Source organism: Paraburkholderia sp. BR14312, from assembly GCF_040948675.1.
Classification (GTDB): domain Bacteria; phylum Pseudomonadota; class Gammaproteobacteria; order Burkholderiales; family Burkholderiaceae; genus Paraburkholderia; species Paraburkholderia nodosa_A.
On sequence record NZ_JBFPKI010000002.1, the window covers coordinates 626,600 to 653,529 of the forward strand.

At 66.5% G+C, this 26,930-nt stretch carries 21 protein-coding genes; 14 read left to right on the top strand and 7 right to left on the bottom strand.

Annotation, left to right across the window (positions count from 1 at the left end; genetic code table 11):
* Nucleotides 1-35 precede the first annotated feature (35 nt).
* From AB3X98_RS08745 to AB3X98_RS08790, 10 genes are all read left to right on the top strand, one after another.
* The gene (locus AB3X98_RS08745) at nt 36-1,169 is read left to right on the top strand and encodes a PhoH family protein (protein WP_069262883.1); all 1,134 of its coding nucleotides are present in this window, start codon (nt 36-38) and stop codon (nt 1,167-1,169) included.
* Nucleotides 1,170-1,204: 35 nt separating this feature from the next.
* On the top strand, nt 1,205-1,666 hold the full coding sequence (gene ybeY / locus AB3X98_RS08750) for an rRNA maturation RNase YbeY (protein ID WP_028205986.1): 462 nt from the start codon (nt 1,205-1,207) through the stop codon (nt 1,664-1,666).
* A 9-nt stretch (nt 1,667-1,675) separates the two neighbouring features.
* Nucleotides 1,676-2,365, top strand: coding sequence for a gamma-glutamylcyclotransferase (locus AB3X98_RS08755; RefSeq protein ID WP_342948426.1), 690 nt, complete (start codon nt 1,676-1,678; stop codon nt 2,363-2,365).
* A 184-nt stretch (nt 2,366-2,549) separates the two neighbouring features.
* Nucleotides 2,550-3,443 (top strand): HlyC/CorC family transporter, encoded by an 894-nt coding sequence (locus AB3X98_RS08760; RefSeq protein WP_342948425.1) that lies wholly within the window; start codon nt 2,550-2,552, stop codon nt 3,441-3,443.
* A gap of 197 nt (nt 3,444-3,640) precedes the next feature.
* Complete coding sequence (gene lnt, locus AB3X98_RS08765) at nt 3,641-5,332, top strand: apolipoprotein N-acyltransferase (protein WP_368605560.1); 1,692 nt, start codon at nt 3,641-3,643, stop codon at nt 5,330-5,332.
* A gap of 248 nt (nt 5,333-5,580) precedes the next feature.
* Nucleotides 5,581-6,588 carry a glycine--tRNA ligase subunit alpha gene (gene glyQ / locus AB3X98_RS08770; protein WP_083245137.1) on the top strand — a complete coding sequence of 336 codons (1,008 nt, stop codon included), beginning with the start codon at nt 5,581-5,583 and terminating at the stop codon, nt 6,586-6,588.
* Nucleotides 6,589-6,604: 16 nt separating this feature from the next.
* Nucleotides 6,605-8,704, top strand: coding sequence for a glycine--tRNA ligase subunit beta (glyS, locus tag AB3X98_RS08775; RefSeq protein ID WP_069262887.1), 2,100 nt, complete (start codon nt 6,605-6,607; stop codon nt 8,702-8,704).
* Between the two features lie 50 nt (nt 8,705-8,754).
* The gene (gmhB, locus tag AB3X98_RS08780; protein ID WP_069262888.1) at nt 8,755-9,318 is read left to right on the top strand and encodes a D-glycero-beta-D-manno-heptose 1,7-bisphosphate 7-phosphatase; all 564 of its coding nucleotides are present in this window, start codon (nt 8,755-8,757) and stop codon (nt 9,316-9,318) included.
* A 41-nt stretch (nt 9,319-9,359) separates the two neighbouring features.
* A complete protein-coding gene (locus tag AB3X98_RS08785; RefSeq protein ID WP_069262889.1) occupies nt 9,360-10,121 on the top strand; it encodes a 1-acyl-sn-glycerol-3-phosphate acyltransferase in 762 nt (253 codons plus the stop codon).
* Nucleotides 10,122-10,290: 169 nt separating this feature from the next.
* Nucleotides 10,291-11,190: a M48 family metallopeptidase gene (locus AB3X98_RS08790; protein WP_368605559.1), complete on the top strand. Its 900-nt coding sequence runs from the start codon at nt 10,291-10,293 to the stop codon at nt 11,188-11,190.
* 108 nt (nt 11,191-11,298) lie between these two features.
* Here the strand turns inward: AB3X98_RS08790 and gloA are convergent, their stop codons facing one another.
* Nucleotides 11,299-11,685, bottom strand: a complete 387-nt coding sequence (gene gloA / locus AB3X98_RS08795; protein WP_342948422.1) for a lactoylglutathione lyase — start codon at nt 11,683-11,685, stop codon at nt 11,299-11,301.
* 184 nt (nt 11,686-11,869) lie between these two features.
* On the opposite strand from gloA, the gene panE reads away from it, so the two are divergent.
* Entirely contained in the window at nt 11,870-12,820 is a 951-nt protein-coding gene (panE, locus tag AB3X98_RS08800) for a 2-dehydropantoate 2-reductase (RefSeq protein WP_368605558.1), read from the top strand.
* Between the two features lie 48 nt (nt 12,821-12,868).
* Here the strand turns inward: panE and rsmA are convergent, their stop codons facing one another.
* The 4 genes from rsmA to AB3X98_RS08820 all read right to left on the bottom strand — a co-directional run bounded on the left by rsmA (nt 12,869) and on the right by AB3X98_RS08820 (nt 18,602).
* The gene (gene rsmA / locus AB3X98_RS08805; RefSeq protein WP_069262892.1) at nt 12,869-13,696 is read right to left on the bottom strand and encodes a 16S rRNA (adenine(1518)-N(6)/adenine(1519)-N(6))-dimethyltransferase RsmA; all 828 of its coding nucleotides are present in this window, start codon (nt 13,694-13,696) and stop codon (nt 12,869-12,871) included.
* 15 nt (nt 13,697-13,711) lie between these two features.
* On the bottom strand, nt 13,712-14,734 hold the full coding sequence (pdxA, locus tag AB3X98_RS08810) for a 4-hydroxythreonine-4-phosphate dehydrogenase PdxA (protein WP_069262893.1): 1,023 nt from the start codon (nt 14,732-14,734) through the stop codon (nt 13,712-13,714).
* Nucleotides 14,735-14,755: 21 nt separating this feature from the next.
* Nucleotides 14,756-16,123: a peptidylprolyl isomerase gene (locus AB3X98_RS08815; RefSeq protein ID WP_176732847.1), complete on the bottom strand. Its 1,368-nt coding sequence runs from the start codon at nt 16,121-16,123 to the stop codon at nt 14,756-14,758.
* Between the two features lie 94 nt (nt 16,124-16,217).
* Nucleotides 16,218-18,602, bottom strand: a complete 2,385-nt coding sequence (locus AB3X98_RS08820) for an LPS-assembly protein LptD (protein WP_368605556.1) — start codon at nt 18,600-18,602, stop codon at nt 16,218-16,220.
* A gap of 248 nt (nt 18,603-18,850) precedes the next feature.
* Here AB3X98_RS08820 and AB3X98_RS08825 point away from each other — a divergent pair, with 248 nt between their 5' ends.
* The gene (locus AB3X98_RS08825) at nt 18,851-19,924 is read left to right on the top strand and encodes an aminoglycoside phosphotransferase family protein (protein WP_368605555.1); all 1,074 of its coding nucleotides are present in this window, start codon (nt 18,851-18,853) and stop codon (nt 19,922-19,924) included.
* A gap of 62 nt (nt 19,925-19,986) precedes the next feature.
* A complete protein-coding gene (gene murU, locus AB3X98_RS08830; RefSeq protein WP_368605583.1) occupies nt 19,987-20,697 on the top strand; it encodes an N-acetylmuramate alpha-1-phosphate uridylyltransferase MurU in 711 nt (236 codons plus the stop codon).
* 47 nt (nt 20,698-20,744) lie between these two features.
* Here the strand turns inward: murU and AB3X98_RS08835 are convergent, their stop codons facing one another.
* On the bottom strand, nt 20,745-22,673 hold the full coding sequence (locus AB3X98_RS08835; RefSeq protein WP_342948416.1) for an ABC transporter ATP-binding protein/permease: 1,929 nt from the start codon (nt 22,671-22,673) through the stop codon (nt 20,745-20,747).
* Nucleotides 22,674-22,953: 280 nt separating this feature from the next.
* Here AB3X98_RS08835 and AB3X98_RS08840 point away from each other — a divergent pair, with 280 nt between their 5' ends.
* A complete protein-coding gene (locus AB3X98_RS08840) occupies nt 22,954-23,349 on the top strand; it encodes an acyl-CoA thioesterase (RefSeq protein ID WP_028206008.1) in 396 nt (131 codons plus the stop codon).
* 45 nt (nt 23,350-23,394) lie between these two features.
* On the opposite strand, the gene AB3X98_RS08845 is transcribed toward AB3X98_RS08840, so the two are convergent.
* On the bottom strand, nt 23,395-26,910 hold the full coding sequence (locus AB3X98_RS08845; protein WP_368605554.1) for an EAL domain-containing protein: 3,516 nt from the start codon (nt 26,908-26,910) through the stop codon (nt 23,395-23,397).
* Between the last annotated feature and the right edge of the window lie 20 nt (nt 26,911-26,930).

The window sequence follows — 26,930 nt, forward strand, 5'->3', positions numbered from 1 at the left end:
GCACCCAGCCAGGAATTCAGGAGTTCAGAGACACCTTGAAGCCCAATCAGCAGCATCTGGAATTCACCGCGCCGCGCGACGACAACGCGCGGCTCGCCAACCTCTGCGGCCCGCTCGACGAAAACCTGCGGCAGATCGAGCAAGCGCTCGACGTGACGCTCGCGCGGCGCGGCCATCGCATCACGATTCGCGGGCGTGGCGCCAAGCTGGCGCTCGCGGCGCTCGAAAACTTCTACAACCAGGCGCGCGATCCGCTCTCCGTCGACGACATTCAGCTCGCGCTCGTCGAAGCCCGGCACCCTGCGAACTTTGGCGGCAACTCGGCGAACGATCCGCGTGGCAACGGCAGCGGCGGCATGCGCGGCAATGTGAATGGCGGCAATAGCGGCGGCAACGACGCTTCCGAGATCGACCCGCGTTTTCGCGGCGACCCCGATCATCCGTTCGACGAGCCGGCGAGCGAAGGCGTCGACGTCGAGGAACTGGGCCCGAAGCTCTACACGCGCCGTGCCGACCTGCGCGGCCGCACGCCTGCGCAGCGCGAATATCTGAAGCAGATCATCTCGCACGACGTGACGTTCGGCATCGGGCCCGCGGGCACCGGCAAGACCTATCTCGCCGTGGCCTGCGCCGTGGACGCGCTCGAGCGCGACCAGGTCAAGCGCATCGTGCTCACGCGTCCGGCCGTGGAAGCGGGCGAGCGTCTCGGCTTCCTGCCCGGCGATCTGTCGCAGAAGGTCGATCCGTATCTGCGTCCGCTCTACGACGCGCTTTACGATCTGCTCGGCTTCGACAAGACCGCGAAGATGTTCGAGCGCCAGATGATCGAAATCGCGCCGCTCGCCTACATGCGCGGGCGCACGCTCAATCACGCGTTCATCATTCTCGACGAGGCGCAGAACACCACGCCCGAGCAGATGAAGATGTTCCTCACGCGTATCGGCTTCGGCTCGAAGGCGGTCGTGACCGGCGACACCACGCAGATCGACTTGCCGCGCGGCCACAAGAGCGGCCTGATCGAAGCGCAGCATGTGCTGAAGGACGTGCGCGGCATCGCCGTCACGCACTTCACGAGTGCGGACGTCGTGCGCCATCCGCTCGTCGCGCGTATCGTCGAGGCGTATGACGCGCATTCGAAAAAGGACGAAGGCGTTGGCGACGCGCGCTAACGCCGCCGCCTGCGTCGCTTCATAGCTCGAGCCCCATGCCCCGCGCACCAAAACTCAAACTGACCGTGCAGTTCCCCGCCGCGAAGGCGTTCCCCGAGCACAAGGCCGCGCTGCCGCGCGCCACCGTGGCGGCGTGGCTCAAGGCCGCGCTCTTCGCGGACGCGGAACTGGCCGTGCGCTTCGTCGACGCCGAGGAAGGCCGCACGCTGAACCGCACCTATCGCGGCAAGGACTACGCGACCAACGTGCTCACCTTCGCGTACGCGGAGAGCGAGGACGACCCGGTCACGGGCGATCTGATCCTGTGCTGCCCCGTGGTGGAAAAGGAAGCCGCCGAGCAGGGCAAGCCGCTCGCCGCGCACTACGCGCATCTGCTCGTGCATGGCGCGCTGCACGCGCAGGGTTACGATCACGAAGACGAGACCGAAGCCGAAGAGATGGAAGGCATCGAGACCGAGGTGCTCAACTCGCTAGGCTTTCCTGATCCGTACAAGTAAGCCCCCGCCATGAACGACAAACGCACGCCCGATTTCGCCGAACCCTCAGCACTGCCCGAGGCGGGCGATGCGAGCGTGCCCTGCCCCGGCTACCCGCCGGCGCTCGGCGAGTCGCGGCTCCTGAGCGAAGACGAGTTGAGCGCCTCGCTCGACTGCACGCTAAAGGCGCAAGGCTGGGACGGCGCGAGCGACATCTGGCTGTTCGGCTATGGCTCGCTGATCTGGAACCCAGGGCTGCCCACCGTCGAGAACGTGCGTTCGCGCGTGCACGGCTACCATCGCGGGCTGTACCTGTGGTCGCGCGTGAACCGCGGCACGCCCGAGCAGCCCGGCCTCGTCCTCGCGCTCGACCGCGGCGGCTCGTGCGCGGGCGTCGCGTTCCGCCTCGCCGCCGAGGGCGTGATGCCGCACCTCGAAGCGCTCTGGCGCCGCGAGATGCCGATGGGCTCGTACCGCCCCGCCTGGCTGCCCTGTGTGCTCGCAGACGGCCGCCGCGTCGACGCGCTCGCCTTCGTCATGCGCCGTGATGTGGCGACTTACACCGGCAAGCTTTCCGAAGCCACGGTGCGCACCGTGTTCGGCTGCGCGTCGGGGCGCTATGGCACAACACTCGACTACGTGCGCCGCACCGTCGATGCGCTGCGCGAGAGCGGCATGCGCGACCGCGCCCTGGAGCGGCTGCTCGCGCGCTGCGCTTGAGGTCGGCGTCACGGGTGACGTCACGGCGCGCCGCTTTTTCGTCCACCGGGCGGCCACGCCGCATCTGCGTTAGGATGGATCTGCCGGTGTGTGTGTGGCATTACACGGTCGCGCCACAGGCATGTTGTATCCTTAACCCTCCGCAACAGCGCGCCCTGCCCCCAGCGGCAAAGGGCGCACCACCATGAACGACTCTTATCCCAGTCGACGCCAGACCGACAAACCGCAGGAAAAGCGCTCGCTCCTCGAGCGGCTGACCGACTTCATCTCGCCCGAGCCCGACTCTCGCAGCGAGCTTCTCGAAATCCTCCAGGACGCGCACGCGCGCAACCTGATCGACGCCGATTCGCTTTCGATGATCGAAGGCGTGTTCCAGGTTTCCGAGCTTTGCGCGCGCGACATCATGATCCCGCGCGCCCAGATGGACGCGATCAACATCGCCGACAGTCCTGACGAATTCATTCCGTACGTGCTGGAGAAAGCGCACTCGCGCTACCCCGTGTACGACGGCAACCGCGACAACGTGATCGGCGTGCTGCTCGCGAAAGACCTGCTGCGCTATTACGCCGAAGAGGAATTCGACGTGCGCGGCATGCTGCGCCCGGCCGTGTTCATCCCCGAGTCCAAGCGCCTGAACGTGCTGCTGCACGACTTTCGCCAGAACCGCAATCACATCGCCATCGTCGTGGACGAATACGGCGGCGTGGCCGGTCTCATCACGATCGAGGACGTGCTGGAGCAGATCGTGGGCGACATCGAGGACGAGTACGACTTCGACGAGGAAAGCGGCAACATCATCGCCTCGCCCGACGGGCGGTTCCGCGTGCGCGCGCTCACCGAAATCGAGCAGTTCAACGAGGCGTTCGGCACCCATTACCCGGATGAAGAAGTCGATACGATCGGCGGCTTCGTCACGAATCACTTCGGGCACGTGCCGCATCGCGGGGAGAAGGTGCGCATCGACGACCTGATCTTCGAGGTGCTGCGCGCCGACGCACGTCAGGTTCACATGCTGCTGGTGCGGCGCGACCCGATGGCAGGACAGCGCGAAGCCGCGCTGCAGCCGCCGGGCACCTGAGGAAGCGCGAGCGCGCAGCCTACGCTTAGACGACGCCAGCCTTGCGGCTGGCGTTTTTGCTTCAGGCGCGCCGACGCTCCGATCCGTCCCCAGGAGACCATCCCGGTACCGTCGCACGAAAGTGCTATCGTTGCGCTCGTCGCGCAATCCGCGCTCGCGCTTTTCAGCGCGCTTTCCATCGCATTCCACCGCACCGCATGGCCGAACCGATCGATACCCGCACGCACACCGAGACGCGCGCGAGCGAAACCACCAACGGCGCCGCGCGCCGCGCGCTGCCCTTCTGGCACTATCTCGCCGCCGCCGCGCTGGGCGCGCTCAACACGCTGTCGTTCGCGCCCACGCCGCACGGCGGCTGGCTCGCCATTGCGATCTTTGCGCTGTTCTACTTCTGGCTCACGCGCACCACCGGCTGGAAAAGCGCGCTCTTTACGGGCTGGGCGTTCGGCTTCGGCAACTTCGTGAGCGGCGTGTGGTGGCTCTACGTGAGCATGCACTTCTACGGCGGCATGCCCGCGGTGCTCGCGGGCGCCGCGCTCGTGCTGTTCTCGCTTTACCTCGGTCTATATCCGGCGCTCGCCTCGCTCGTCTGGTCGTTTTGCGCGGGGCATGCGAAGAACGGTCGCAGCGGCGAGTTGCCGTTCTCGCCCACCTGGCACGGCGCGTTCGCGTTCGCGAGTGCATGGGCGCTCGGCGAATGGGCGCGCGGCTATGTGTTCACCGGTTTTCCCTGGCTTTCGAGCGGCTACGCGCAAGTGGACGGTCCACTCGCCGGTTTTGCGCCGATCTTGGGCGTAATTGGCGTGGGCTGGGTGCTCGCGCTCGTCGCGGCGCTCATCGCTCAGGCGGTTTTGCGTGCGAGCGACGTAAAAGGCCAAGGCGGCACGTCGCCCCGGCGCGGCGCGGTGGCGACGCCGGCGCTGCTTGCACTCGCCGTGATCGCCGCCGGCCTGCTGCTCTCGCTCGTTTCGTGGACGCAACCCTCCGGCACGCCGCTCAACGTGCGGCTGCTGCAAGGCAACGTCAAGCAGGACATGAAGTTCTCCGAGCAGGGCACGATCGACGCCCTCAACGAATTCCAGAAGCTGATTACCGAAAAGGCCGCCGATCTCGTCGTCACGCCCGAAACCGCGGTGCCGGTGCTCGTGGAGGAAATTCCCCAGAAGTTCGGCCGCGATGTTCGCGCCTTCGCCGACGGCACCAACACGGCCATCCTGTTCGGCGCCGTGGGCGGCACGATCACGTCCGACGGGCGCGTGATCGACTACACCAACAGCCTCTTGGGCATCACGCCGGGCCAGAACGGCCTCTATCGCTACGACAAACATCACCTCGTGCCCTTCGGCGAATTCGTGCCCTGGGGCTTCCGCTGGTTCGTCAATCTCATGAACATCCCGCTCGGCGACTTCGCGCGCGGGGCGCCCGTGCAGCCGCCCTTCCATGTGCACGGTGAGCTCGTGGCCGTGAACATCTGCTACGAGGACATCTTCGGCGAGGAGATCGCGCGCACCGTGCGCGAGAGCCCGACCTCGCCGGGCATCCTGATCAATTCGACGAACCTGGCGTGGTTCGGCGACACCATCGCGCTCGACCAGCACCTGCAGATCGCGCGCATGCGTTCGCTCGAAACCGGCCGCCCCATGCTGCGCGCGACCAATACGGGCGCCACCGCCGCCATCGACGCAAAAGGCCGCGTGATCGCACGCCTGCCGACGTTCACGGTCGGTTCCCTCGACGTGAAGGTTGAAGGCACGAGCGGCTTCACGCCCTACGTGACGAGCGGCAACAACACCGTGATCGCCATTTCGTTGCTGCTGCTGGCGCTCGGCTTTGCGTTCGGACCGGCTTTCAAGGGCGCGAAGGAACGCAAGCCGACCAACGGAAAATAAGCCGCGCAAAGCACACGAAACCTCGCGCTGAAGACGCAACCACACCGCTGCCGGCCGCCCGAACCCCGTCCAGGTCTCAAGGCTCCGGCAATCCGGTAAAATTCAACGTTTTAGCACCTGGCCGCCTCCCGGCCCGGGCCACGCAAGGGGAAGGGGCAAAGCGGAGCATCGCCGCCCCGCCGGCGCGCTCGCCTGGCTCCGACCGCCGCATTCCGCCCCCGAAAGCCCGAAAGACACTGCAGGCACACATGCTCACGTTTCAGCAAATCATCCTGACGCTCCAGTCTTACTGGGACAAGCAGGGCTGCGCACTGCTCCAGCCGATCGACATGGAAGTCGGCGCCGGCACCTCGCACGTCCACACCTTCCTGCGCGCAATCGGCCCCGAGCCGTGGCGCGCGGCCTATGTGCAGCCCTCGCGCCGCCCGAAGGACGGCCGCTACGGCGAGAACCCGAACCGTCTGCAGCACTACTACCAGTACCAGGTGGTGCTCAAGCCCGCGCCGGAGAACATTCTCGACCTGTACCTCGGCTCGCTCGAGGCGCTCGGCTTCGACCTGAAGCAGAACGACGTGCGCTTCGTCGAAGACGACTGGGAGAACCCCACGCTCGGCGCCTGGGGCCTCGGCTGGGAAGTGTGGCTCAACGGCATGGAAGTCACGCAGTTCACCTACTTCCAGCAGGTGGGCGGCATCGACTGCAAGCCGGTGCTCGGCGAAATCACCTACGGTCTCGAGCGTCTCGCGATGTATCTGCAGAAGGTCGAGAACGTCTACGACCTCGTCTGGACCGAGTGGGAAGAGCCGGGCCCGAACGGCCCGGAAATGCGCCGCCTCACCTATGGCGACGTCTACCACCAGAACGAAGTCGAGCAATCGACCTACAACTTCGAGCACGCGAACGTCGACCTGCTGTTCACGTTCTTCAACGCGTACGAAAGCGAAGCGAAGCGCATGATCGATCTGCAGCTCGCGCTGCCCGCGTACGAACTCGTGCTCAAGGCCGGCCACACGTTCAACCTGCTCGACGCGCGCGGCGCGATCTCCGTGACGGAGCGCGCAGCCTACATCGGCCGCATTCGCGCGCTGTCGCGCAGCGTGGCGCAGTCGTACTACGAGTCGCGCGAGAAGCTCGGCTTCCCGATGCTCGGCAACCCCGTGCACGGCGTGCCAGGCCTGACCACCGACGAACAGGACGCCGCGATGCCCGCCTGGGCGCCGCCGCTGAAGGTCGAACGCAAGTTCGACGAGGCATGACCGGATCTCAAGAACAATGACGCAAGCTCATCACGCCACTCTCCTCGTCGAACTGCTGACCGAGGAGCTGCCGCCGAAGGCCCTCGCGCGCCTGGGCGACGCGTTCGCCGAAGGCATCGCGCAGCGCCTCGCCGCGCGCGACCTGATCGAAGGCGATCTCTCGTTCGAACGTTACGCGACGCCGCGCCGCCTCGCCGTCACGATCAGGAACGTGCGCAGCGTCGCGCCCGAAAAGCAGGTGCGCGAAAAAGTGCTGCCCGTTTCGGTCGCCCTCGACGCCAACGGCCAGCCCACCGCGCCGCTCGCGAAAAAGCTCGCGGCGCTCGGCTTCCCCGATTTCCCCGTGAGCGACCTCGAACGCGCGAGCGACGGCAAGAACGAAGCGTTCTTCCTGCGCTACTCGGCGCCGGGCGCCATGCTCGCCGACGGGCTTCAGGCCGTGCTCGACGAAGCGCTCGGCAAGCTGCCGATCCCGAAGGTCATGACCTACCAGCGCCCGGACGGCAGCAACGTGCAGTTCGTGCGCCCGGTACATCGCCTCACGGTGCTGCACGGCGACCAGATCGTGCCGGTCACGGCATTCGGCGTCGACGCCGACGACACCACGCGCGGCCACCGCTTCCTATCCGAAGGCCTGATCGCCATCCAGCACGCCGACGAGTACGCGCACACGCTCCAGCACAAGGGCTTCGTGATCGCGAGCTACGCCGACCGCCGCGAGTCGATCCGCGCGCAACTGATCGAACAGGCTGGCAGCGATAAGGTCGTGATGCCCGAGTCGCTGCTCGACGAAGTGAATTCGCTCGTCGAATGGCCGGTCGTCTACGCGTGCAAGTTCGAGGACGAATTCCTGCAAGTGCCGCAGGAATGCCTGATCCTCACGATGCAGACGAACCAGAAGTACTTCGCGCTCACCGACGACCAGGGCCGGCTGCGCTCGCGCTTCCTGATCGTCTCGAACATCGCGACACAAGCGCCCGACGAGATCGTCGAGGGCAACGAGCGCGTGGTGCGCCCGCGTCTGGCCGACGCGAAGTTCTTCTTCGAGCAGGACAAGAAGAAGCCGCTGGCCGACCGTGTGCCACTGCTCGCGAACGTGGTGTATCACAACAAGCTCGGCTCGCAGCTGCAACGCGTGGAGCGCCTCGAAGCGCTCGCCGGTCGAATCGCCCTGATGTGCAGCGCCGATATCGCGCTCGCGGAACGCGGCGCGCGCCTCGCGAAGGCCGACCTGCTGACCGACATGGTGGGCGAATTCCCCGAGCTGCAAGGCACCATGGGCACCTACTACGCGCGCCACGACGGCGAGCCCGAAGACGTGGCAATTGCGTGCTCCGAGCACTACCAGCCGCGCTTCTCCGGCGACGCCCTGCCCGCCACCACGACGGGCACGATCGTCGCGCTCGCGGACAAGCTGGAAACGCTCGTCGGGATCTGGGGCATCGGCCTCGCGCCCACGGGCGAAAAGGATCCGTTCGCGCTGCGCCGTCACGCGCTGGGCGTGCTGCGTATTCTCGTCGAGAAGCAGCTGCCGCTCGACCTCGTCGAGCTGCTGCGCGCTACCTCCGCGCAATTTGCCGGCATCGAGGCCGTGACGGAGTCGACCCAGGCCATCTACGAGTTCTGCATGGACCGCCTGCGCGGCATGCTGCGCGAACGCGGCTTCGCGGCCACCGAAGTGGACGCGGTACTCGCACTGAACCCCACGCGCTTCGACGACATCGTCTCGCGTCTGGACGCAGTGCGCGAATTCGCAGCGCTCGCGGAAGCGGCCTCGCTCGCGGCGGCCAACAAGCGCATCTCGAACATCCTCAAGAAGTCCGAGGGTGCGCAAGACGCCGGCGTGCAGATCGCCCTTTTCGTCGAATCCGCCGAGAAGGCGCTCTTCGCGCAGCTCGAACAGGTCGCGCCGCGCGTGGAAACGCAACTCGCCGCACGCGAGTACACGGGCGCGCTCACCGCGCTCGCGGCGCTGCGCGAAACCGTGGACACGTTCTTCAACGACGTGATGGTCAACGCCGAAGACCCGGCGCTGCGTGCGAACCGTCTCGCGCTGCTCAAGGCGCTGCATCGCCAGATGAACAGCGTCGCGGACATCTCGCGACTCGCTGCATAAGCGCAAAGAAGCGGAAACAAGCGGAAACAAGGGGAACTGAGCGAAACGCCATGCCGACCAGCACCACCAGAAAACTCGTGATCCTCGACCGCGACGGCGTGATCAACGTCGACTCCGACGCGTTCATCAAGTCGCCGGACGAATGGGTCGCGATACCCGGCAGCCTCGAAGCGATCGCACGCCTGAATCAGGCGGGCTATCGCGTCGCGGTGGCGTCGAACCAGTCGGGCATCGGGCGCGGACTATTCGACATGGCCGCGCTCAACGCCATGCACGCGAAGATGCACCGCCAGGCGGCAGCCGTGGGCGGCCGCATCGACGCCGTGTTCTTCTGCCCGCACACGGCGCAGGACCACTGCGAGTGCCGCAAGCCGCAACCGGGCCTGCTCAAGATGATTGCGGAACGCTTCGAGATCGATCCGGCCGGTACCCCGGTGGTGGGCGACTCGCTGCGTGACCTGCAGGCAGGCGCGGCGCTCGGCTTTCGCACGCACCTCGTGCGTTCGGGCAAGGGCGAGAAGACGCTCGCCGCCGGCGGCCTGCCCGAAGGCACGCTGATCCACGACGACCTGCGCGCTTTCGCGCTCGACTTTCTCGCGAACGTCACTGCGTAGAGGCGCAGGCGGCTTACGCGAACTTTAAACCGGCTCGACCGATGCGCTTTCTCCGCTCCCTGCTGCTGTTCATCTATTTCATCGTCTACACGATGCCGTACGCCACGGCGTGCTTTATCGCGTTCCCATTCTTGAACGCGACGCGGCGCTACTGGATGGCCGTGGGCTGGTGCCGCTCCACGCTCTTCGTTGCGCGCCACCTCTGTGGCATTCGCTACCGCATCGAGGGCATGGAGAACCTGCCCGACGGGCCGGCTGTGCTGCTTTCGAAGCACCAGTCCGCATGGGAGACGCTGGCGTTCCCCGCGCTCATGCCGCGGCCCATGTGCTACGTGTTCAAGCGCGAGCTGCTGTTCGTGCCGTTCTTCGGCTGGGCGCTGGGCATGCTGAAGATGGTTCACATCAACCGCAAGGAAGGCAAGAACGCATTCACCTCGGTGATCCGCCAGGGCAAGCAGCGCATGGCCGAAGGCGCTTGGGTGATCATGTTCCCCGAAGGCACGCGCATCCCGGTGGGCAAGACAGGCAAGTACAAGACCGGCGGCCCGCGCTTCGCCATCGAAACGGGCGCGCCCGTGGTGCCGATCGCGCACAACGCGGGCCACGTCTGGCCCCGAAACTCGTTCATCAAATATCCGGGTATAGTCACGGTGTCGATCGGCAAGCCGATCGAGACGACCGGACTCACGCCCGACGAAGTGAACACGCGCGTGCAAACGTGGATCGAAACGGAAATGCGGCGGATCGATCCTGAGGCTTATCGCGGAACGGATGGCGCAGCGGCGAAGGCGGCACGGATTTGAGGCACAGAGCGGGCTCGCTCACGCCGCGCGAAGCGTGGTGGCGCGGATGTGGGCGCTGCTCGCTGCACGGCTGGGCGCGCCGCGCAACACTGCGCCAGAAGCTCCGCGCAAACGCCCCGCGAACGGCACACGTCCACGCCGCGCACGCCCATCCGCACCAGGCCTGACGATGCAGAAGTCCCCCGCGCCGCGCCCAACCGCGGCACTCGACAACCGGCAACTCGACTTGCCGCTCTTTGCTGAACCGGCGCCTGTCGTGGCGCCCGATGCATCCTCTCCCTCCCTCACACCGCAGCGCGGGACTCCGCCCTCGCCTGAAAAGCCCGGCAAGGCACCGCTTGCACCCGATGGCACGCGGCTGCGTTCTGTCGCGCTTGGCGCGCGTACGCTGCATTACCGGCTCAAGCGCTCGTCGCGCAAATCGATCGGGTTCGTGATCGACGGCACCGGGCTCAGCATCACGGCGCCCAGGTGGGTCGCGATCGCCGATATCGAGACCGCTATCGCCGAGAAGCAGCGGTGGATCTTCGCCAAGCTCGCCGAATGGCAGACGCGCACGGAGCAGCGCGCCTTGCCGCGCGTGGAATGGAGCGATGGGGCCGAGCTGCCTTATCTTGGCAAGCCGATTACGGTGAAGCTGGGGGCTTCCTTGCTCGCGTTCGATCAGGAGACGCGCGTGCTTGCGTTGCCGCTGCCGCCGCATGCCGACGCGCAGCAGATCAAGGACCGCGTGACGGGGTGGCTGCAGGGCGAAGCGACGCGGATTTTCGGCGAGCGGCTCGAGGTGTATGCCGAGAAGCTCGGCGTCTCGTTCCGGTCTTACGCGCTTTCTTCGGCAGCGACGCGATGGGGCAGCTGTTCAAGCGAAGGGAGAATTCGCCTGAACTGGCGGCTGATTCATTTTCCGCTCTCCGTCGTGGACTATGTGGTGGCGCATGAGCTCGCGCATTTGCGCGAGATGAACCATAGTCCAAGGTTCTGGCAGACGGTGGAGTCGATTCTTCCGGAGTTTCGCGAGGCGAGAAAGCAGCTTAAGCAGCATCCGCCGGAGATGGTGCCGGGGATGTGATATCCCCATTGCGAGTTCGCGAATTCCAGCTGAATTTCAATTCATTCGCAGTTCGAAACAATTCACCGAAGAAACAGGCTGGATTGCCAGCCTGTACTACCAACGTCCTTACTTCTTGCGCTGAATGAACTCGATCTTGTATCCGTCCGGATCGGTCACGAACGCGATCACCGTGCTCCCGTGCTTCATCGGGCCGGCTTCGCGCACCACCGTCCCGCCCTGTTCCTTGATCTTCGCGCAGGCAGCGTAGGCATCTTCCACCTCGACCGCCAGATGGCCGAAGCCCGTTCCAGGATCGTAGGAAGCCGTATCCCAGTTGTGGGTCAACTCGATCACAGTGCCGTCGCGCTCATCCGTGTACCCGACGAAGGCCAGCGTGAACTTGCCATCGGGGTAGTCTTCGCGGCGCAGCAGTTTCATGCCGAGCAGTTCGGTATAGAACTTGATCGAGCGATCGAGGTCGCCGACCCGGATCATCGTGTGCAGCAGGCGCATGGTGTACTCCGTTTTGCCGTCGTCAAAAAACGGACTGTACCAAAAACGGGCCAGCCCTGCCGGCGCCGGCAAGATACGCCGATTTGCTCTAGCATGGACGCCATCGCGAAATTGCCGCGGCAATTTCCCCAGCCACGCGTAAGCAAAGCGTGCGAGCAATGAACGTGAGAACCGAGGAGGAGACATGCGAATTCTGGTAGTCGGTGCGGGTGCGACGGGCGGCTATTTCGGCGGCCGGCTTGCCGCTGCGGGGCGTGACGTGACGTTTCTGGTACGCGAGGCGCGCGCCGCGCAACTGCGCGAAGCGGGCCTCGTCATCCGCAGTCCGGCGGGCGATCTCACGCTGCGCGAGGTCAAGACCGTCACGCGCGAAGCGCTCGAATCAGAAGGCGGCCAGCCGTTCGATCTCGTCCTGCTGAGCTGCAAGGCCTACGACCTCGACAATGCCATCGATTCGTTCGCCGCGGCCGTCGGTCCCAACACGTTGATCCTGCCGCTCCTCAACGGCATGCATCATCTCGAAGTCCTGCAGGCGCGCTTCGGTACGCAGGCGGTGCTGGGCGGTGTCTGCCTGATCGCGTCCACGCTCAACGACAAGCGCGAAATCGTCCATCTGAACGACGTGCAGGCCATCACGTTCGGCGAACTCGGCGGCGGCGTCTCGGCGCGCGCGCAAGCCGTGGCGGATCAGTTCGGCAATGCCGGCTTTCACGTGAAGGCGAGCGATCACATCCTTCAGGAGATGTGGGAGAAGTGGGTGTTCCTCGCGTCGCTCGCGGGCAGCACGTGTCTTTTCCGCGCGCCCATTGGCGTGATTCTCGCCACGCCCGACGGCGCCACGATCATCGAGCGACTCTTCGCCGAATGCCGCGCGATCGCAGCCGCACACGGCCATGCCGTGCGCGACAGCTTCCTCGAGCGCTCGCGCGCGATGCTGTTCGCCAAGGGATCGGCGCTCACCGCCTCGATGTTGCGCGACGTGCAGAACGGTTCGCGCATCGAGGCCGATCACGTGCTCGGCGACCTCATCCAGCGCGGCGGCGCGGCGCAGCAGGCGTCGGCCGAGCTTTCGGTGCTGCGCGTCGTCTACAGCCAGCTCAAGGCCTACGAGGCGCAGCGCGCCGAGGCTGCCTGAGCGACGACGCTTGGTGCACCGGCAAGGCGGCGGCGCGCCACGCGCATATCACGCGCCGCCAGCCGCTTCCAGCGCCTGCGCGAGGCTCACATACTCCTCGACGGGCACTTCCTCGGCGCGGCGCGCCAGATCGAAGCCCAGCGCGTCGAAGTCGAGGCGCTCGCGGTAATCGCCGAGCGTATTGCGCAGCATCTTGCGGCGCTGCGAGAAGGCGGCCGTCACGAGTTCGCCGAGCACGGCGTCGTTGACCTTCGGCAGTTCGTGCGGCGCGTAGGGAATCATGCGCACGATCGCCGAATCCACCTTGGGCGGCGGCTGGAACGATTCGGGCGGCACGTCGATCAGCTTGTCGATCACATAGCGGTACTGGAGCATCACCGTGAGACGGCCGAACGCCTTGCTGCCCGGCTCCGCCACCATGCGCTCGACGACTTCGTTCTGCAGCATGAAGTGCTGGTCGATCACGCGCTCGGCGAACGTGGTGAGGTGAAACAGCAGCGGGCTCGAAATGTTGTACGGCAGGTTGCCGACGATGCGCAGCGAGGGCTTCTCGCCCGGCGCCGCGAGCGAGCCGAAGTCGAACGCGAGCGCGTCGCCCGCGTGGAGTTCGAGCAGCGGGCCGAACTTCTTCGTGAGGCGCGCGATCAGGTCGCGGTCCAGCTCGACCGCGTGCAGCGGCGATTCGGGCGTGGCGAGCCGTTCGATGAGCGGCTCGGTGAGCGCGCCGAGACCCGGCCCGATCTCGACCATGCGCTCGCCGCGCTGCGGGCGGATGACGTCGACGATCGAATCGATCACGCCCGTATCGACGAGGAAGTTCTGGCCGAAGCGCTTGCGCGCGAAGTGGCCCTGGTGCTGTCTGCTGCTGTTGGACATCTTCTCTGGAATCAATCAGATGGCGCGCCGGTGGCGCGCCATCGAAACGGCGGTGTCGAGGGCGGCGATCAGGCTGCCCGCGTCCGCGCGGCCAGTGCCGGCGAGGTCGAGTGCGGTGCCATGATCGACCGACGTGCGCACGATCGGCAAGCCGAGCGTGACGTTGATGCCTTCGCCGAACGTCGCGTATTTCAGGACCGGCAGGCCCTGGTCGTGGAACATCGCCAGCACACAGTCGGCGTCCTTGAGGTAGCGCGGCTGGAACAGCGTGTCGGCGGGGTACGGGCCGCGCGCGTCGATGCCTTGCGCGGCGGCGGCGGCCAGTGCCGGCGAAATCGTGTCGATTTCCTCGCGCCCCAGGTAGCCGTTCTCGCCCGCATGCGGGTTGAGGCCGGTCACGAGGATGCGCGGCAGGGGCACGCCGAAATGATGGCGCAGGTCATGGTCGATGATGCTCAGGGTTTCGACGAGCCCCTCGACCGTGAGCGCCGCCGACACGTCCTTGAGCGGCAAATGCGTCGTGGCGAGCGCCACGCGCAGCGGGCGAGCGCCGGTGCCCGCCAGCATCATGACCACGCGCGGCGTGTGCGTGCGTTCGGCGAGGTATTCGGTGTGGCCGGTGAAGGGCACGCCGGCGTCGTTGATCGTGCTCTTTTGCAGCGGCGCGGTGACGATGGCGTCGAATTCGCCTGCCAGTGCGCCGTCGATGGCACGGTCGAGCAGCGCCAGCACATAGCGACCGTTGGCGGCGTCGAGTTTGCCTGGCTTCGCGGGCGTAGCCAGCGCCACATGCTCGACCTGCACGGGCTGGTTCGCCAGCACGGCGGCCCAGTCGACGCTCGCGGCCTGCGCGCGCGCTTCGAGTAGCGCACTGTCGCCGAGCACGACGAACTGCGCGTCGGGCCAGTGCGCCGAGGCACCCGCCAGTGCGGCGGCGGTCAGCTCGGGGCCGACGCCGGCCGGCTCACCCGTGGTGATGGCAATGCGGATCGGCCCCGCCCTCCGCGGAGCCGGCGACGACGATGCGGAGGCGTTCATGGCTCGATCCCCTGGTGACGCTTAGTTGTGCGGCGGCGTCATGCCCGCGATCTTGTAATCGACGTAGGCACTGTCGCGCAGCTGACGCAGCCAGTCGGCGTAGGCCTGCTCCGCCTTGCGCTGTCCGATGGCCTGGCGCGCGAGTTCCATTTGCTGCGCGATCGAGCCTTCGGCGTCGCGGCGGCCCAGCACCTGGATCAGGTGGTAGCCGTACTCGGTGCGTACCGGCTCGCTCAGCTGGCCGTCCTGTAGCGTATTCATGGCGCGCTCGAATTCAGGCACGGTTTCACCCGGGCTGATCCAGCCGAGGTCGCCGCCCTGCGAAGCCGAGCCGTCCTGCGAGTAAGTGCGCGCGAACTTGGCGAAGTCGCCGCCCGCTGCGATTTCCTGGCGGATCTCGAGCAGCTTCTGGCGCGCCTGGGGCTCGGACATGCCGTCGCCCACGCGCAGCAGGATGTGGCGCACGTGCGTTTGCACGAGCTTGGGCGCGTCGGCGGCCGTGCCCTGGCCTTGGCGGCGCTCGACGAGGCGCACGATCTCGAAGCCGTCGTTGGTGCGGATCACCGAGGGGTTCACCTCGCCCGGACGCAGCGTGGCAGCGGCGGTCACGAATTCGGGCGGCAGCTTCGACTGCGGCAGGAAGCCCATGTCGCCGCCCTTGCCCGCGTCGCTCGCCTGCGAGTTCGACTTCGCGAGGCTCTCGAACTTGCTACCCGACTGGGCTTCCTTGAGCAGCGCATTGGCCTTCGCCTGCGCCGCTTCGATGTCGGTTTCCGAGGCGTTCAGCGGCGCCTTGATGAAGATGTGCTGGAAATGCAGGTCGTTCGACTGGCCCGCGTTCGGTCCGCGCTGGCTCGCGATGTAGTTCGCGACTTCGGCGTCCGTCACCGTGACCTTGCTGTCCACTTCCTTCTCGCGCAGCTTCGAGAGCGTGAGCTCCGTGCGCGCGTCGCGTTGGAACGTGGTCCAGGGCACCCCAGCCGCCTCGATGCGCGCGCGATAGGTCGCGAGATCCATGCCGTTGGCCTGGGCGAGGCGCTCCAGCGTGCGCTGCACGGCGGCGTCGTCTACGGTGATGCCGTCTTCCTTGGCCTTCTGCAGCTGAATGCGCTCGAGCACCATCTGGTTGAGTACCTGCGCGCGCAACTGCTCATCGGGCGGAACCGGCGCGTTTTGCTGCTGCAGCCGGTGAGCGATCATTTCGGCGCGGCTGTCGAGCTCGCGCTGCGTGATCACGCCGTCATTGACGACTGCGGCGATCGTATCGACCGTCTGGCCGTTGCCGGCCGGGAGACCTTGAGCTTGCGCCGGCGCGGCCGGCAACACGCCTGCAACGGCGAAGAGACTCGCAGCGTACGCTGCCAGGCGAAGCTTTTTCATGATTCCCACAGATACTCCAATGTTGGCGGGCACGCTTCGCCCGTCTCTATGCAACCGACACCGCGTTGCCCCGATGCGCAAGCAATGCGCTCCGGATCACGCGTTATTGATAATCAGTGAAGCGCGAGTCCGGCGGCGACTGAGCCGGCAGCTGCGTGTACCCCGGCACTGCCGTGCGGAACGCCGCCACCAGCCCGTTGTCGACGTTCGACAGTCCCTTGAGCGTAAGCTGCGCGAGAAACCGCGTTGACGAATTCGGCGTGCCCGACGTATTGAGCCCGTTCGCGTAACGCTGCAGGCCGACCCCGAGCACCCAGCAGTCGGCGTCGTACTGCATGCCGACCAGGCCGTCGACGATCCGATGGCCGTTCAGATCGTAGTTGAAGCGGCCCACGGCGTACACCCGGTGCGAGAACGGCCATTGAGCCGAGATCAGGACCTGATTGATCGGCTGGAAGTCGAGCGTCGTGTTCGCGCGCGTGTAGCGGTAAGCCACGTTCAGCACGCGGCTCGTTCCCGGGCTGTACCCGAAACCGATGCTCGCCTTGGTGAGCTGGTTGCTGTCGGCATTATATTGGAACGCCGTTTCCGAAGCGAAACCGGCCCCGATTTTCAGTGCAGCGCCCGCAATCAGGTCCGAATGCGTCGCCTGACTCGTGCTTTCGCCCGAGTTGAGCGTGACGCGCTGATCCTGGAAGTAGTACTGCTGCGCGATCACGAAGCGCGCGCGTTCGTCGCCCGAAGCCGGGTCGATGAAGCGCGTGGTGAGCGCGGCCGTCAGGCGGTTCGCATCGGCAATGCGGTCGTTGCCGACGAAGGTATTCGGCGTGAAGATTTCCGCGAGGCCGAAGTCCGACTCGGCGGTATCGAACAGGGGCGCGAACTGCTGGTTGCGATATGGCGTGTACACGTAGTACAGGCGCGGTTCCAGCGTCTGGATGTAGTCCTGACCGAACAGATGGACCGAGCGGTCGAACACGAGGCCCGTGTCGAAGCTGAAGGTCGGGATCGATTCGGTGAAACTCTTCGGCGTGCCCACAGGCGAGCCGAAGGTCGTGCCCGCCGGGCCGATGTTGCTCAGGTTGTACGACGCGAAGTGCCACTGAACCTTCGGCGTGACGAAGTAACCCGGCCCCATCAAGGAGTACGACACGTACGGATTGAAGACGACGCGGTCGCCTTCGGTCGCATTGTCTTCCGTGATGCGGAAGCGCGAGTAGTCGGCTTCCATGCCGTAGTCGAAGCCGCCGACGTTGTACTTCGCGTACTTCACGTTCAACTGCGGCTCGCGGCCATACGGCGGCGTCGACGACTCGACCGTCTGCCAGTGCTGGTAGCGGCCCAGCACGGACCACGGCCCGTTGTTGTACGTGAGGCCGGCTTCCTGCTGGTACAGCGTCTGCGTGCCGTTCAGAAACTGGTTGGCCGGCGACGACAGGTCCGACGGATAGGTGTTGTCCGAGACCTTGTTGTAGTAGACGTAACCGCCGAAGCCGTTGCCGAAGTTCTGGTTGTGCTGGATGAACAGCGCGTAGCGGTTCGTCTTCGTGATCGCGTCGTCCGGCAGGAACGTTCCGGTGATCGAACCCGAGTAATTCGTCGAGAGATACCGGTAGTTGCCCTGCAGGAACACGCCCCGCTTCGAGATGATCTCGGGCGTGAACGTGAAGTCGCGGTTCGGCGCGATGTTGAAGTAATACGGCAGCGAGATTTCGTAGCCGTTCGTCGAGCTGACCGAGAACGTCGGCGGCAACAGGCCGCTGCGGCGGTCGCCCGAAAGCGGGAACGACAGCCACGGGCTCGCGAAGATCGGCACGTCCTGGAAGAACAGCACGGCGTTGTGCGCGACACCTTCGTCGTTGCCGGTGTCGAAATCGAACTCGCTGCCCTTGATGTACCACGCCGGATTGGTCGAGCAGTGGCACGCGGTGTAGGTGCCGGTCGTGAGCACCGAGCGCTCGCTGTCCAGCAGGTCGGCGCGCGCGGCGCTGCCCGAGCCGCCCGTGAGCGTGAAATGGTACTTCGGCGCGGGCATGAAGCCCTCGTTCGCCTCGACCTTCAAATGCGCCTCGGGCCCCGAGAACGTCGTGCCGTTCTGCACGACCGTGACATTGCCGTAGGCATTGGCCATGTCGGTGTCCTGGTCGTAATGCAGGGCGTCGCCCTTCACCACGTTCGAACCCTGACGCAACTCCCCCGCCCCTTTCACGGCGAGGTCGGTATCCACCGTGCCGGTCGTCGAATCGCCGAGCACGAACGTTGCCGGGTGCTGGCCCGACGCATTGGGGTGATCCTCGAGTTGCGGCGCGAGCCGCAGGCTCCACGGGCCGTCGAGCTGCTCGGGCTGCGCGGCCGCGCCCGAGAGCTGGGCGTGCGCGAGCGCGGGCACCAGACCCGGTACGGCCAGGAGTGCCGCGATGAGCCGCCGCTTGCCCGGCACGCCGTCGTCACTAGGGGAGATCGTCTGGAAAAACTGTCTGGGCGGCATGTATGGTTTTGGCGAATCGGCCCGGGCCGCCTGCCCTCTCCATGATGGTGGCCCGCCTGGGCACCCGCCTCCCGATGAACCGGATCGAGGCCGGGCTGCAAACAAATAATTACAATTCATCGCCCCCCTGGAGCGACGATGAATGCGGCGAGCGAACCGTCATGCGGGCTTTGGCGCGAGTCGCGTCAAAAAAGTCGTGGGGTATTATATGGCAAGACGTTGATCCACTGATTTTGCCTCTGGCTTTCATGACCTTTTCTGCCGCGCATTCTCCCGCCGCTTCCCCTGGCGCCGCTCCGACCGACAATCGCCGCGACCTGCTCGCCGCCTGGCTCGGCAGCCACGCCGGCCAGTACGCCCTCGACCTCGCGACGCTCGCCCCGGCCTCGGCCGACGCGAGCTTTCGGCGCTATTTCCGCCTCGCGAGCGCGGGCGCGCACGGCGCGTCGCTGATCGCCGTCGACGCCCCGCCGCCCGAAAAGAGCCGCGAATTCGCCCAGATCGCGCAGTTGCTCGAGGCGGCCGGCGTGCACGTGCCGCGCGTGCTCGAAGCCGATTTCGACGCGGGCCTCATGCTCGTGACCGATCTCGGCACGGCGCCCTACCTGAATGCGCTGCAGGAAGCCGGCCCCGGCACGCGTTCGCGCGAGCTGATGCGCGACGCCATCGACACGCTGATCCGCTGGCAGCTCAGCTCGCGGCCGGGCGTGCTGCCGGACTTCGACGAAGCCTTCATGCGCCGCGAGATGGAGCTGATGCCCGAGTGGTATCTGGAGCGCCATCTGGGCCGCAAGGTCGACGAAGCCACGCGCGGCGTGCTCGATCGCACCTTCGCCCTGCTCGTGGCGAGCGCCCGCGCGCAGCCGCAAAGCTTCATGCTGCGCGACTTCATGCCCCGCAACCTGATGATCGCCACGCCCAACCCCGGCGTGCTCGACTTCCAGGACGCCGTGTACGGCCCGATCACGTACGACGTCGTCTCGCTGCTGCGCGACGCGTTCCTGAGCTGGGACGAGGCGTTCGAGCTCGACTGCTTCGCGCACTACTGGGAGCGCGCCAAGAAGGCGGGACTGCCCGTCGATGCCGACTTCGGCGAGTTCTACCGCCAGCTCGAGTGGATGGGCCTGCAGCGCCACATCAAGGTGCTTGGCCTCTTCTGCCGCATCAACTATCGCGACGCCAAACCGCATTACATGGCCGACCTGCCGCGCTTTCTCGCCTACGCGAGCAAGGTCGCGCACCGCTACCGCCCGCTCGCGCCGTTCGCACGGCTCATCGACGAGCTGCAGGGCAGCGCCGTCGAAGTCGCTTACACCTTCTGAAACGGGCCGTCATGACCCAATCGAATCACACGCCGGCCAGGGCGAGCCACGGCCGCACCGCCATGATCTTCGCCGCCGGACGCGGCGAACGCATGCGTCCGCTCACCGACACCTGCCCGAAGCCGCTCCTCGCCGTGGGCGGCAAACCGCTCGTCGTGTGGCAGATCGAGCGGCTCGCCGCGGCGGGCTACACGCGCATCGTCATCAATCACGCATGGCTTGGCGCGCAGATCGAAGCCGCGCTCGGCGACGGCGCGCGCTTCGGCGTCACGCTCCACTATTCGCCCGAGCACGACGCGCTCGAAACGGCGGGCGGCATTGCCCAGGCGCTGCCGCTCATCGAGTCGACTGGCGCGCCCGAGGTGTTCCTCGCGGTGAGCGGCGACGTCTACAGCGCCTACGATTTCGCGCGCCTGAACACGCACGCGCAAGCGCTTGCGGCGCAAGAACAGCCGGGCATGCATCTCGTGATGGTGCCGAATCCGCCGTTCCACCCGAAGGGCGACTTCGCGCTGGGCGCCGACGGCCGGCTCGCGCTCGACGGCGCGCCGCGCTACACGTTCGGCAATATCGGCCTCTATGACACGCGTATGTTCCGCGATCTCGCGCCCGGCACGAAGCGCGCGCTCACGCCGTACTATCGCGAGGCGATCGCGCAAGGACGCGTGAGCGGCGAGCTATACGAAGGCGTCTGGGAAAACGTCGGCACGCCCGCGCAGCTCGAGGCGCTCGACGCCGCGCTGCGAGATTCGACGAGCGCGCACCACGGCTGAGACCGGCAACGCAAAGCGCCGCGCCAACGCCGGCGCGGCGCGCTTCGTCAGTTTCCTCCCGCCGCCGGCAACTCCACCTGCCCCTGTTGTGCCTGGGACTGTGACTGCGACTGGGGCGCTTCACCCGCCTTCTGCTGCTGAAGCGCCCACATCTGCGCATAGTGTCCGCCCGCTTGCAGCAATTGCGCATGCGTGCCGCGCTCGACGATGCGCCCATGATCCATCACGATGATCTGCTGCGCGTGCACGACGGTCGACAGCCGGTGCGCGATCACGAGTGTGGTGCGCTCGCGCGCGATCTGGTCGAGCTCGTGCTGGATGGCGCGCTCCGAGCGCGAATCGAGCGCTGACGTCGCCTCGTCGAACAGCAGGATCGGCGGATTCTTGAGCAGCGTGCGCGCGATCGCCACGCGCTGCTTCTCACCGCCCGAAAGCTTGAGGCCGCGCTCGCCCACGGACGTGTCGTAGCCCTTGGGCAGGCTCTCGATGAACGCGTGAATGTGTGCCGCGCGCGCCGCGGCGATTACTTCCTCGCGGCTTGCCGTGGGCCGTCCATAGGCGATGTTGTAGTAGATCGAGTCGTTGAACAGCACCGTGTCCTGCGGCACGATGCCGATCGAGGCGCGCAACGAATCCTGCGTGACGTCGCGGATATCCTGGCCGTCGATCGTAATCGCACCGCCGCTTTTGCCAGGATCGGAGCGGTCGAGATCGTAGAAGCGGAACAGGAGCCGAGCGAGCGTGGACTTGCCCGAGCCGCTATGCCCCACCACGGCCGTCGTCGTGCCCGCAGCAATCGTGAAGCTCAGGTCGTGCAGAATCTGGCGCGACGGTTCATACGCGAAGTTCACGTGAGAAAAGCGCACCTCGCCGCCGCGCACCGCAAGCGCCTGCGCGCCGGGCACGTCGGCCACTTCGCGCTCGACGGTGAGCAGCGTGAACATGCGGTCCATGTCGGTGAGGCTTTGCTTGAGCTCCCGATACACCACGCCGAGAAAATTCAGCGGAATGTAGAGCTGCAGCATGAAGGTGTTGATGAGCACGAGGTCGCCGAGCGTGAGCCGCCCCGCCATCACGCCCTGGGTGGCGCGCCAGAGGATGAACACGAGCCCGGTGCCGATGATCGCCTGCTGTCCGAAGTTGAGCGCCGAAAGCGAGTGCTGCGACTTGATCGCGGCCTGGCGGTAGCGGTGCAGGTTTTCGTCGTAACGCTTCGTCTCCCACTCTTCGTTGCCGAAGTACTTCACGGTCTCGTAGTTGATGAGCGAATCGATCGCGCGCGCATTGGCGCGCGAATCGAGCTCGTTCATCGTGCGGCGGAAATGCGTGCGCCACTCTGTCACCTTCACCGTGAACACGATGTACGCCACGAGCGCGATGAGCGTGACGATCGCGTAGTACGCCTCGTACTTCACCACGAAGAAGCCGAGCACGAGGCCCACTTCCACGAGCGTCGGCAGGATGCTGTAGAGCGAGTATGAAATGAGCTGCGTGATGCCGCGCGTGCCGCGCTCGATGTCGCGCGACATGCCGCCCGTCTGCCGCTCGAGGTGAAAGCGCAGCGAGAGTGCATGCAGATGGCGGAACACCTTGAGCGCGAGCTGGCGCACGGCGCTCTCGGTCACCTTCGAAAAGAGGATTTCGCGTAGTTCGGTGAACAGCGACGTCGACAGACGCACGATGGCGTACGCCACCACGAGCAGTCCGATGCCGCCCGCGAGCACGATGCCGGGTGCGTGCTCCGCACGACCGAGCGCCGTGAGATGACGCACCGAGGCGAGACCGTCGACGATGTGCTTCATCACGATCGGCACGCCGAGGTTGGCCACCTTCGCGCCGATCAGGCAGGTGAGCGCGAACGCCACGCGCCATTTGTAGGCCGTGAGGTAAGGCAGTAGCGAAACGATCGTCTGCCAGTCGTTGCGCGGCCCGGTGGCGGGCAGCGCGGGTTCGTTGGAAGCGGGAAAGCGGCGCATGGGGCGAGCGGCGAGATGCCAGCGCCGTGCGGCGCGCCAAGGCCGGTTCGGGGACCGGAAGCTGGCGCGGCGCAAACGGCCCGGCGAGTCATGTGGGGCGAATGTGAGGTTCCTGGCGACGGGTTTCGCGAAGGTGGAGGGCTCTAATCGACCGCCCGCCGCGCCTCAGGCTTTCCCGTACAATTCCTGATCAACGTATTGTCGCAGAAGGCGGCACGCGCCGCTGGGCGCCCCGCGCCGCAACGCCTTGCGCCGTTCGATCCCTTTTCATGGAAGCCCGATGACCGACTCCTTCCCGCTCCCCCAAAAATCGCCCGCGCTGCGCGTCGTGCCGCAGCCCTCGGACGCCAACGTTCACGGCGACGTCTTCGGCGGCTGGATCATGGCGCAGGTCGACATCGCCGGCTCGATTCCGGCGAGCCGCCGCGCCAACGGACGCGTCGCGACCGTCGCGGTGAACTCGTTCGTGTTCAAGCAACCGGTGTTCGTAGGCGATCTGCTGAGTTTCTACGCCGACATCGTGAAGACCGGCAACACCTCGGTGACCGTCGAGGTCGAGGTGTACGCGCAGCGCATGCGCCTCCAGGAGGAAGTCGTCAAGGTGACGGAAGCCACGCTTACCTATGTCGCCACCGGCGCGGACCGCCGCCCGCGTCAGTTGCCGCCGATCGAATAACGGCAACGCCGAGGCCATCGCGAACGCCCGGCCGGAGCGCGGTGCTCAATCCGTCCACGCGAGCCCGGGCGTTTCCTCGTAGGTCGCGCTCGCGCGCAACAGCGCCGCCGCCTCGTCGCCAGGCAGCGGCGGCGCGAAAAAGTAGCCTTGCAGCTCGTCGCACGCGCGCTCGCGCAGGAAGGCGAACTGCGCCGAGGTCTCCACCCCTTCCGCGATCACCTGCAACTGCAGCTCGTGCGCAAGCGCGATGATGGCTGCCGTGATCGTTTCGTCGTCGCCGCTCGTGCCGATGTCGGCCACGAACGAGCGGTCGATCTTGAGCCGGTCCACTGGCAGACGCTTCAGGTAGCTCAGGCTCGAATAGCCGGTGCCGAAGTCGTCGATGGCAATGCCGATGCCCAGCGCGTGCAGCTCATTCAACATCGACACGGCTTCTTCGGCGTTGCGCATGAGCGTGCTCTCGGTCAGCTCGATTTCGAGCCAGCAGGCTTCCAGGCCGGTTTCCTGCAGCACGTCCTTCACGAGCTGGGCAATGTCGCGCTGGTGGAACGTCTTCGCCGAGAAGTTCACGGACACGCGCACGGGCGGCAGCCCCGCGAGCTGCCACGCGCGATTCTGCCGGCAGGCCTCGCGTAGCACCCAGTCGGAAAGCGGGCCGATCAGGCCGCTCTCCTCGGCCACGGGAATGAACTGCGCGGGCGAGACGAGCCCCACCTCCGGATCGCGCCAGCGCACGAGCGCCTCCATGCCGATGATGCGCCCGCCCTCGATCTCCACCTGCGGCTGGTAGTGCAGCAGGAACTCGCTGTCGCGCAGCGCACGGCGCAGGCGCCGCTCGAGATTCAGGCGCGCGCCCACATTCGCGTTCATTTCGGGCTCGAAGAACTGGAACGTGTTGCGGCCCATGTCCTTCGCGCGGTACATCGCGACGTCGGCCTTCTTCATGAGCGTTTCGGCGTCGTTGCCGTCCTGCGGGTAGACGCTCGCGCCCATGCTGCAACCCACATACAGCTCGGTGCCGTCGATCCACACGGGCTCCGAGATCAGCGAACGCGCCCGCTCCATCCAGCCGATCAGCGACTTTTCGTCGATCGTGTCGGTGAGCACGATCACGAACTCGTCGCCGCCGTGGCGCGCGACCGTATCGGTCGTGCGCGTGCAGCGCTGGAGCCGCTCGGCCACCACGCCCAGCAGCCGGTCGCCCACGCTGTGGCCGAGACTGTCGTTCACGTTCTTGAAGCCGTCGAGGTCGATGAAGACCACGGCCACGCCCGTGTCGTGCCGCTGCGCCGCGAGCAGCGCGTGCTGGAGACGGTCGCGCAGCAGGTTGCGGTTGGGCAGCAGCGTGAGGCTGTCGTAGTTCGCCTGGTATTCGAGCTGCTCCTGATAGCGGATCAGCTCGGTCACGTCGTTGATGATGCCGATGTGATGCGTGATGCGCCCATCGAGATCGGGCACCGGCGCGATCAGCAGCTGGTTCCAGAAGAGCGCGCCGTCCTTGCGGTAGTTGCGCAGCACGGCGCTCACTTCGCGATTGGAAAGCAGCGCCTTGCGCACCGCGATGAGTCCGTCCTGATCGCGGTCGTCGCGCTGCAGGAGGCGGCAGTCCTGGCCGATCACCTCGGCCGGATCGAAGCCCGTGATGCGGCGAAACGCCGGATTCGCGTACTCGATCAGATTGCTGCCGCCCGGGCCCGGCGCGGTGATCAGGATGGCGTTCACGCACGCGTCGAGCGCGCGGCTTTGCAGGCGCAGCGCGAGGTCGGCGCGCTTGCTTTCGGTGGTGTCCGAGTACGAGCCGAGCACGCCGATCACGCGGCCGTCGCCGTCGAGCAGCGGCAGCTTGCTCGTGAGCGTCGTGCGGTGCAGGCCGTCGATCGTGTGGTTGTCCTCGTAGTTGATGCGCGGCAGCCCCGACTCGATGACTTCGCGGTCCTGCTCGCGCATGCCGTCGGCGTAGGCGCGCCACGGCAGGTCGTCGTCGGACTTGCCGATGATCTGCTCGGGATACGCGAGGCCCGCGTCGCGCGCGAAGGTCATGTTGCAGCCCAGATAGCGCGACTGCGCGTCTTTCCAGAAGATGCGCTGCGGGATGTTGTCGATCACCGACTCGAGCATCTGGTTCGAGCGCTGCGCCTCCGCTTCGGCCTTGATCTGCTCGGTCACGTCGTCGGCGAGCACGAACACGGCGTCGCGGCCGAGGAAGGTGAGCGAGTGATGCGAGATGTCGGCGCTGATGATGGAGCCGTCGCGGCGGCGATGGTGCCAGATGCCGGCCATCATGCGCACGTTCTGCGTGACCATGTCCGAGCGCGTGAGGTGCTGCTCGAGCCGCGAGACGTCCTCGGCGGGACGGATTTCGCGGATCGTCATCGTGAGGAATTCTTCCTCGCTGTAGCCGTACTGCTGGATCGCGGCGGCGTTCACGGCGAGAAAGCGCAGCGTCTCGCGGTCGAACACGTACATCGGCACCGGATGCGCGTCGAACAGACCCTGAAAGCGCTCGCTGCGCAGGCGCATGCCGCTCACGGCGCGCAGCTTCTCGCGGGCCGCGCTCTCGCGCGCGCCGAACGTGTAGATGAGGAGCGTCCCGCCCGCGAGCATCGTCACGATCAGCAGCAACAGCGCGCGGCCGCCCGAGCGCGCCGAGTCGGCGAGCGCGGCGGCGAGCGCCAGATCCTGGGCGCGTTGCAGCGCCGCGAGCTGCCCGTCGAGCTGGTCCACGAGGTTGTCGATGCGGATGTATTCGCCGGCGAGCCACGCGGCAGTGGCGGGCGACGGCATTGCCGTGTCAGGCAGCGCAGCGGTCGGCGTGATGGGGTTCTGGGCGCCGTTCGTGACAGCCGGTGCGACTGTTAGCGTATCCAGCGTCACGGCGCTCGCCGCCTCATCCGCCGCGGCGTGCAGCGGCAAGATGGTGCCGGTCACGACATGACCGGCCATGCGCGCGTCGGCGGGGTTCCCGGGTTGCATCGTCTTCGCTGCCGCGACGTTGCGGGCGAGCGCCACGCGGTCGCCCCACGGCGCTGCGGGCGAACGCGCGGCATTTGCGGGCGTTGCGGTGCCGAATTCCTGGCTGGCCGCACCGTCGGCCGGCACAGCCTGCGTTGCCACGGTCCCGCTTGCCCCCGCCGCCACGGCAACCTGCCCGCGCTCGTCGGCAACGCGCTGCTCGGCGCGCGCAAGCGTCACGTCGATCTCGCTCACAATGGCACTGGCCTGCCGCGCCAGCGCGTCGAAACGGGCTGCGAGGTCGGCGTTGCCGGCCAGCTCAGCGCGCAGGGCGCGGGTGGTTTCGTCGAGCATCGCGGCGCGCGCGTCGTGCGCGGCGGCCGACTCCGGCTGACTCCGCACGGCGAAACGGCCCAGCGCGCTCACGCCGCTGCCAAGCGCATCGCGATAGCGGTCGAGGTTGTGACGGATCGTCGCCGCCTGGCTCGCGCGCCGGTCGATCTCGCGCTGACCGTCGATCTGCGTCCACGCGACAAAAGCGTTCGCGCCAACGGCCGCCGCGACGACGGCCAGATTGATGAGTTGGCGCTTCGAAAAAAGAAGGTTCATGAATGCCGAGCGTCGTTCGC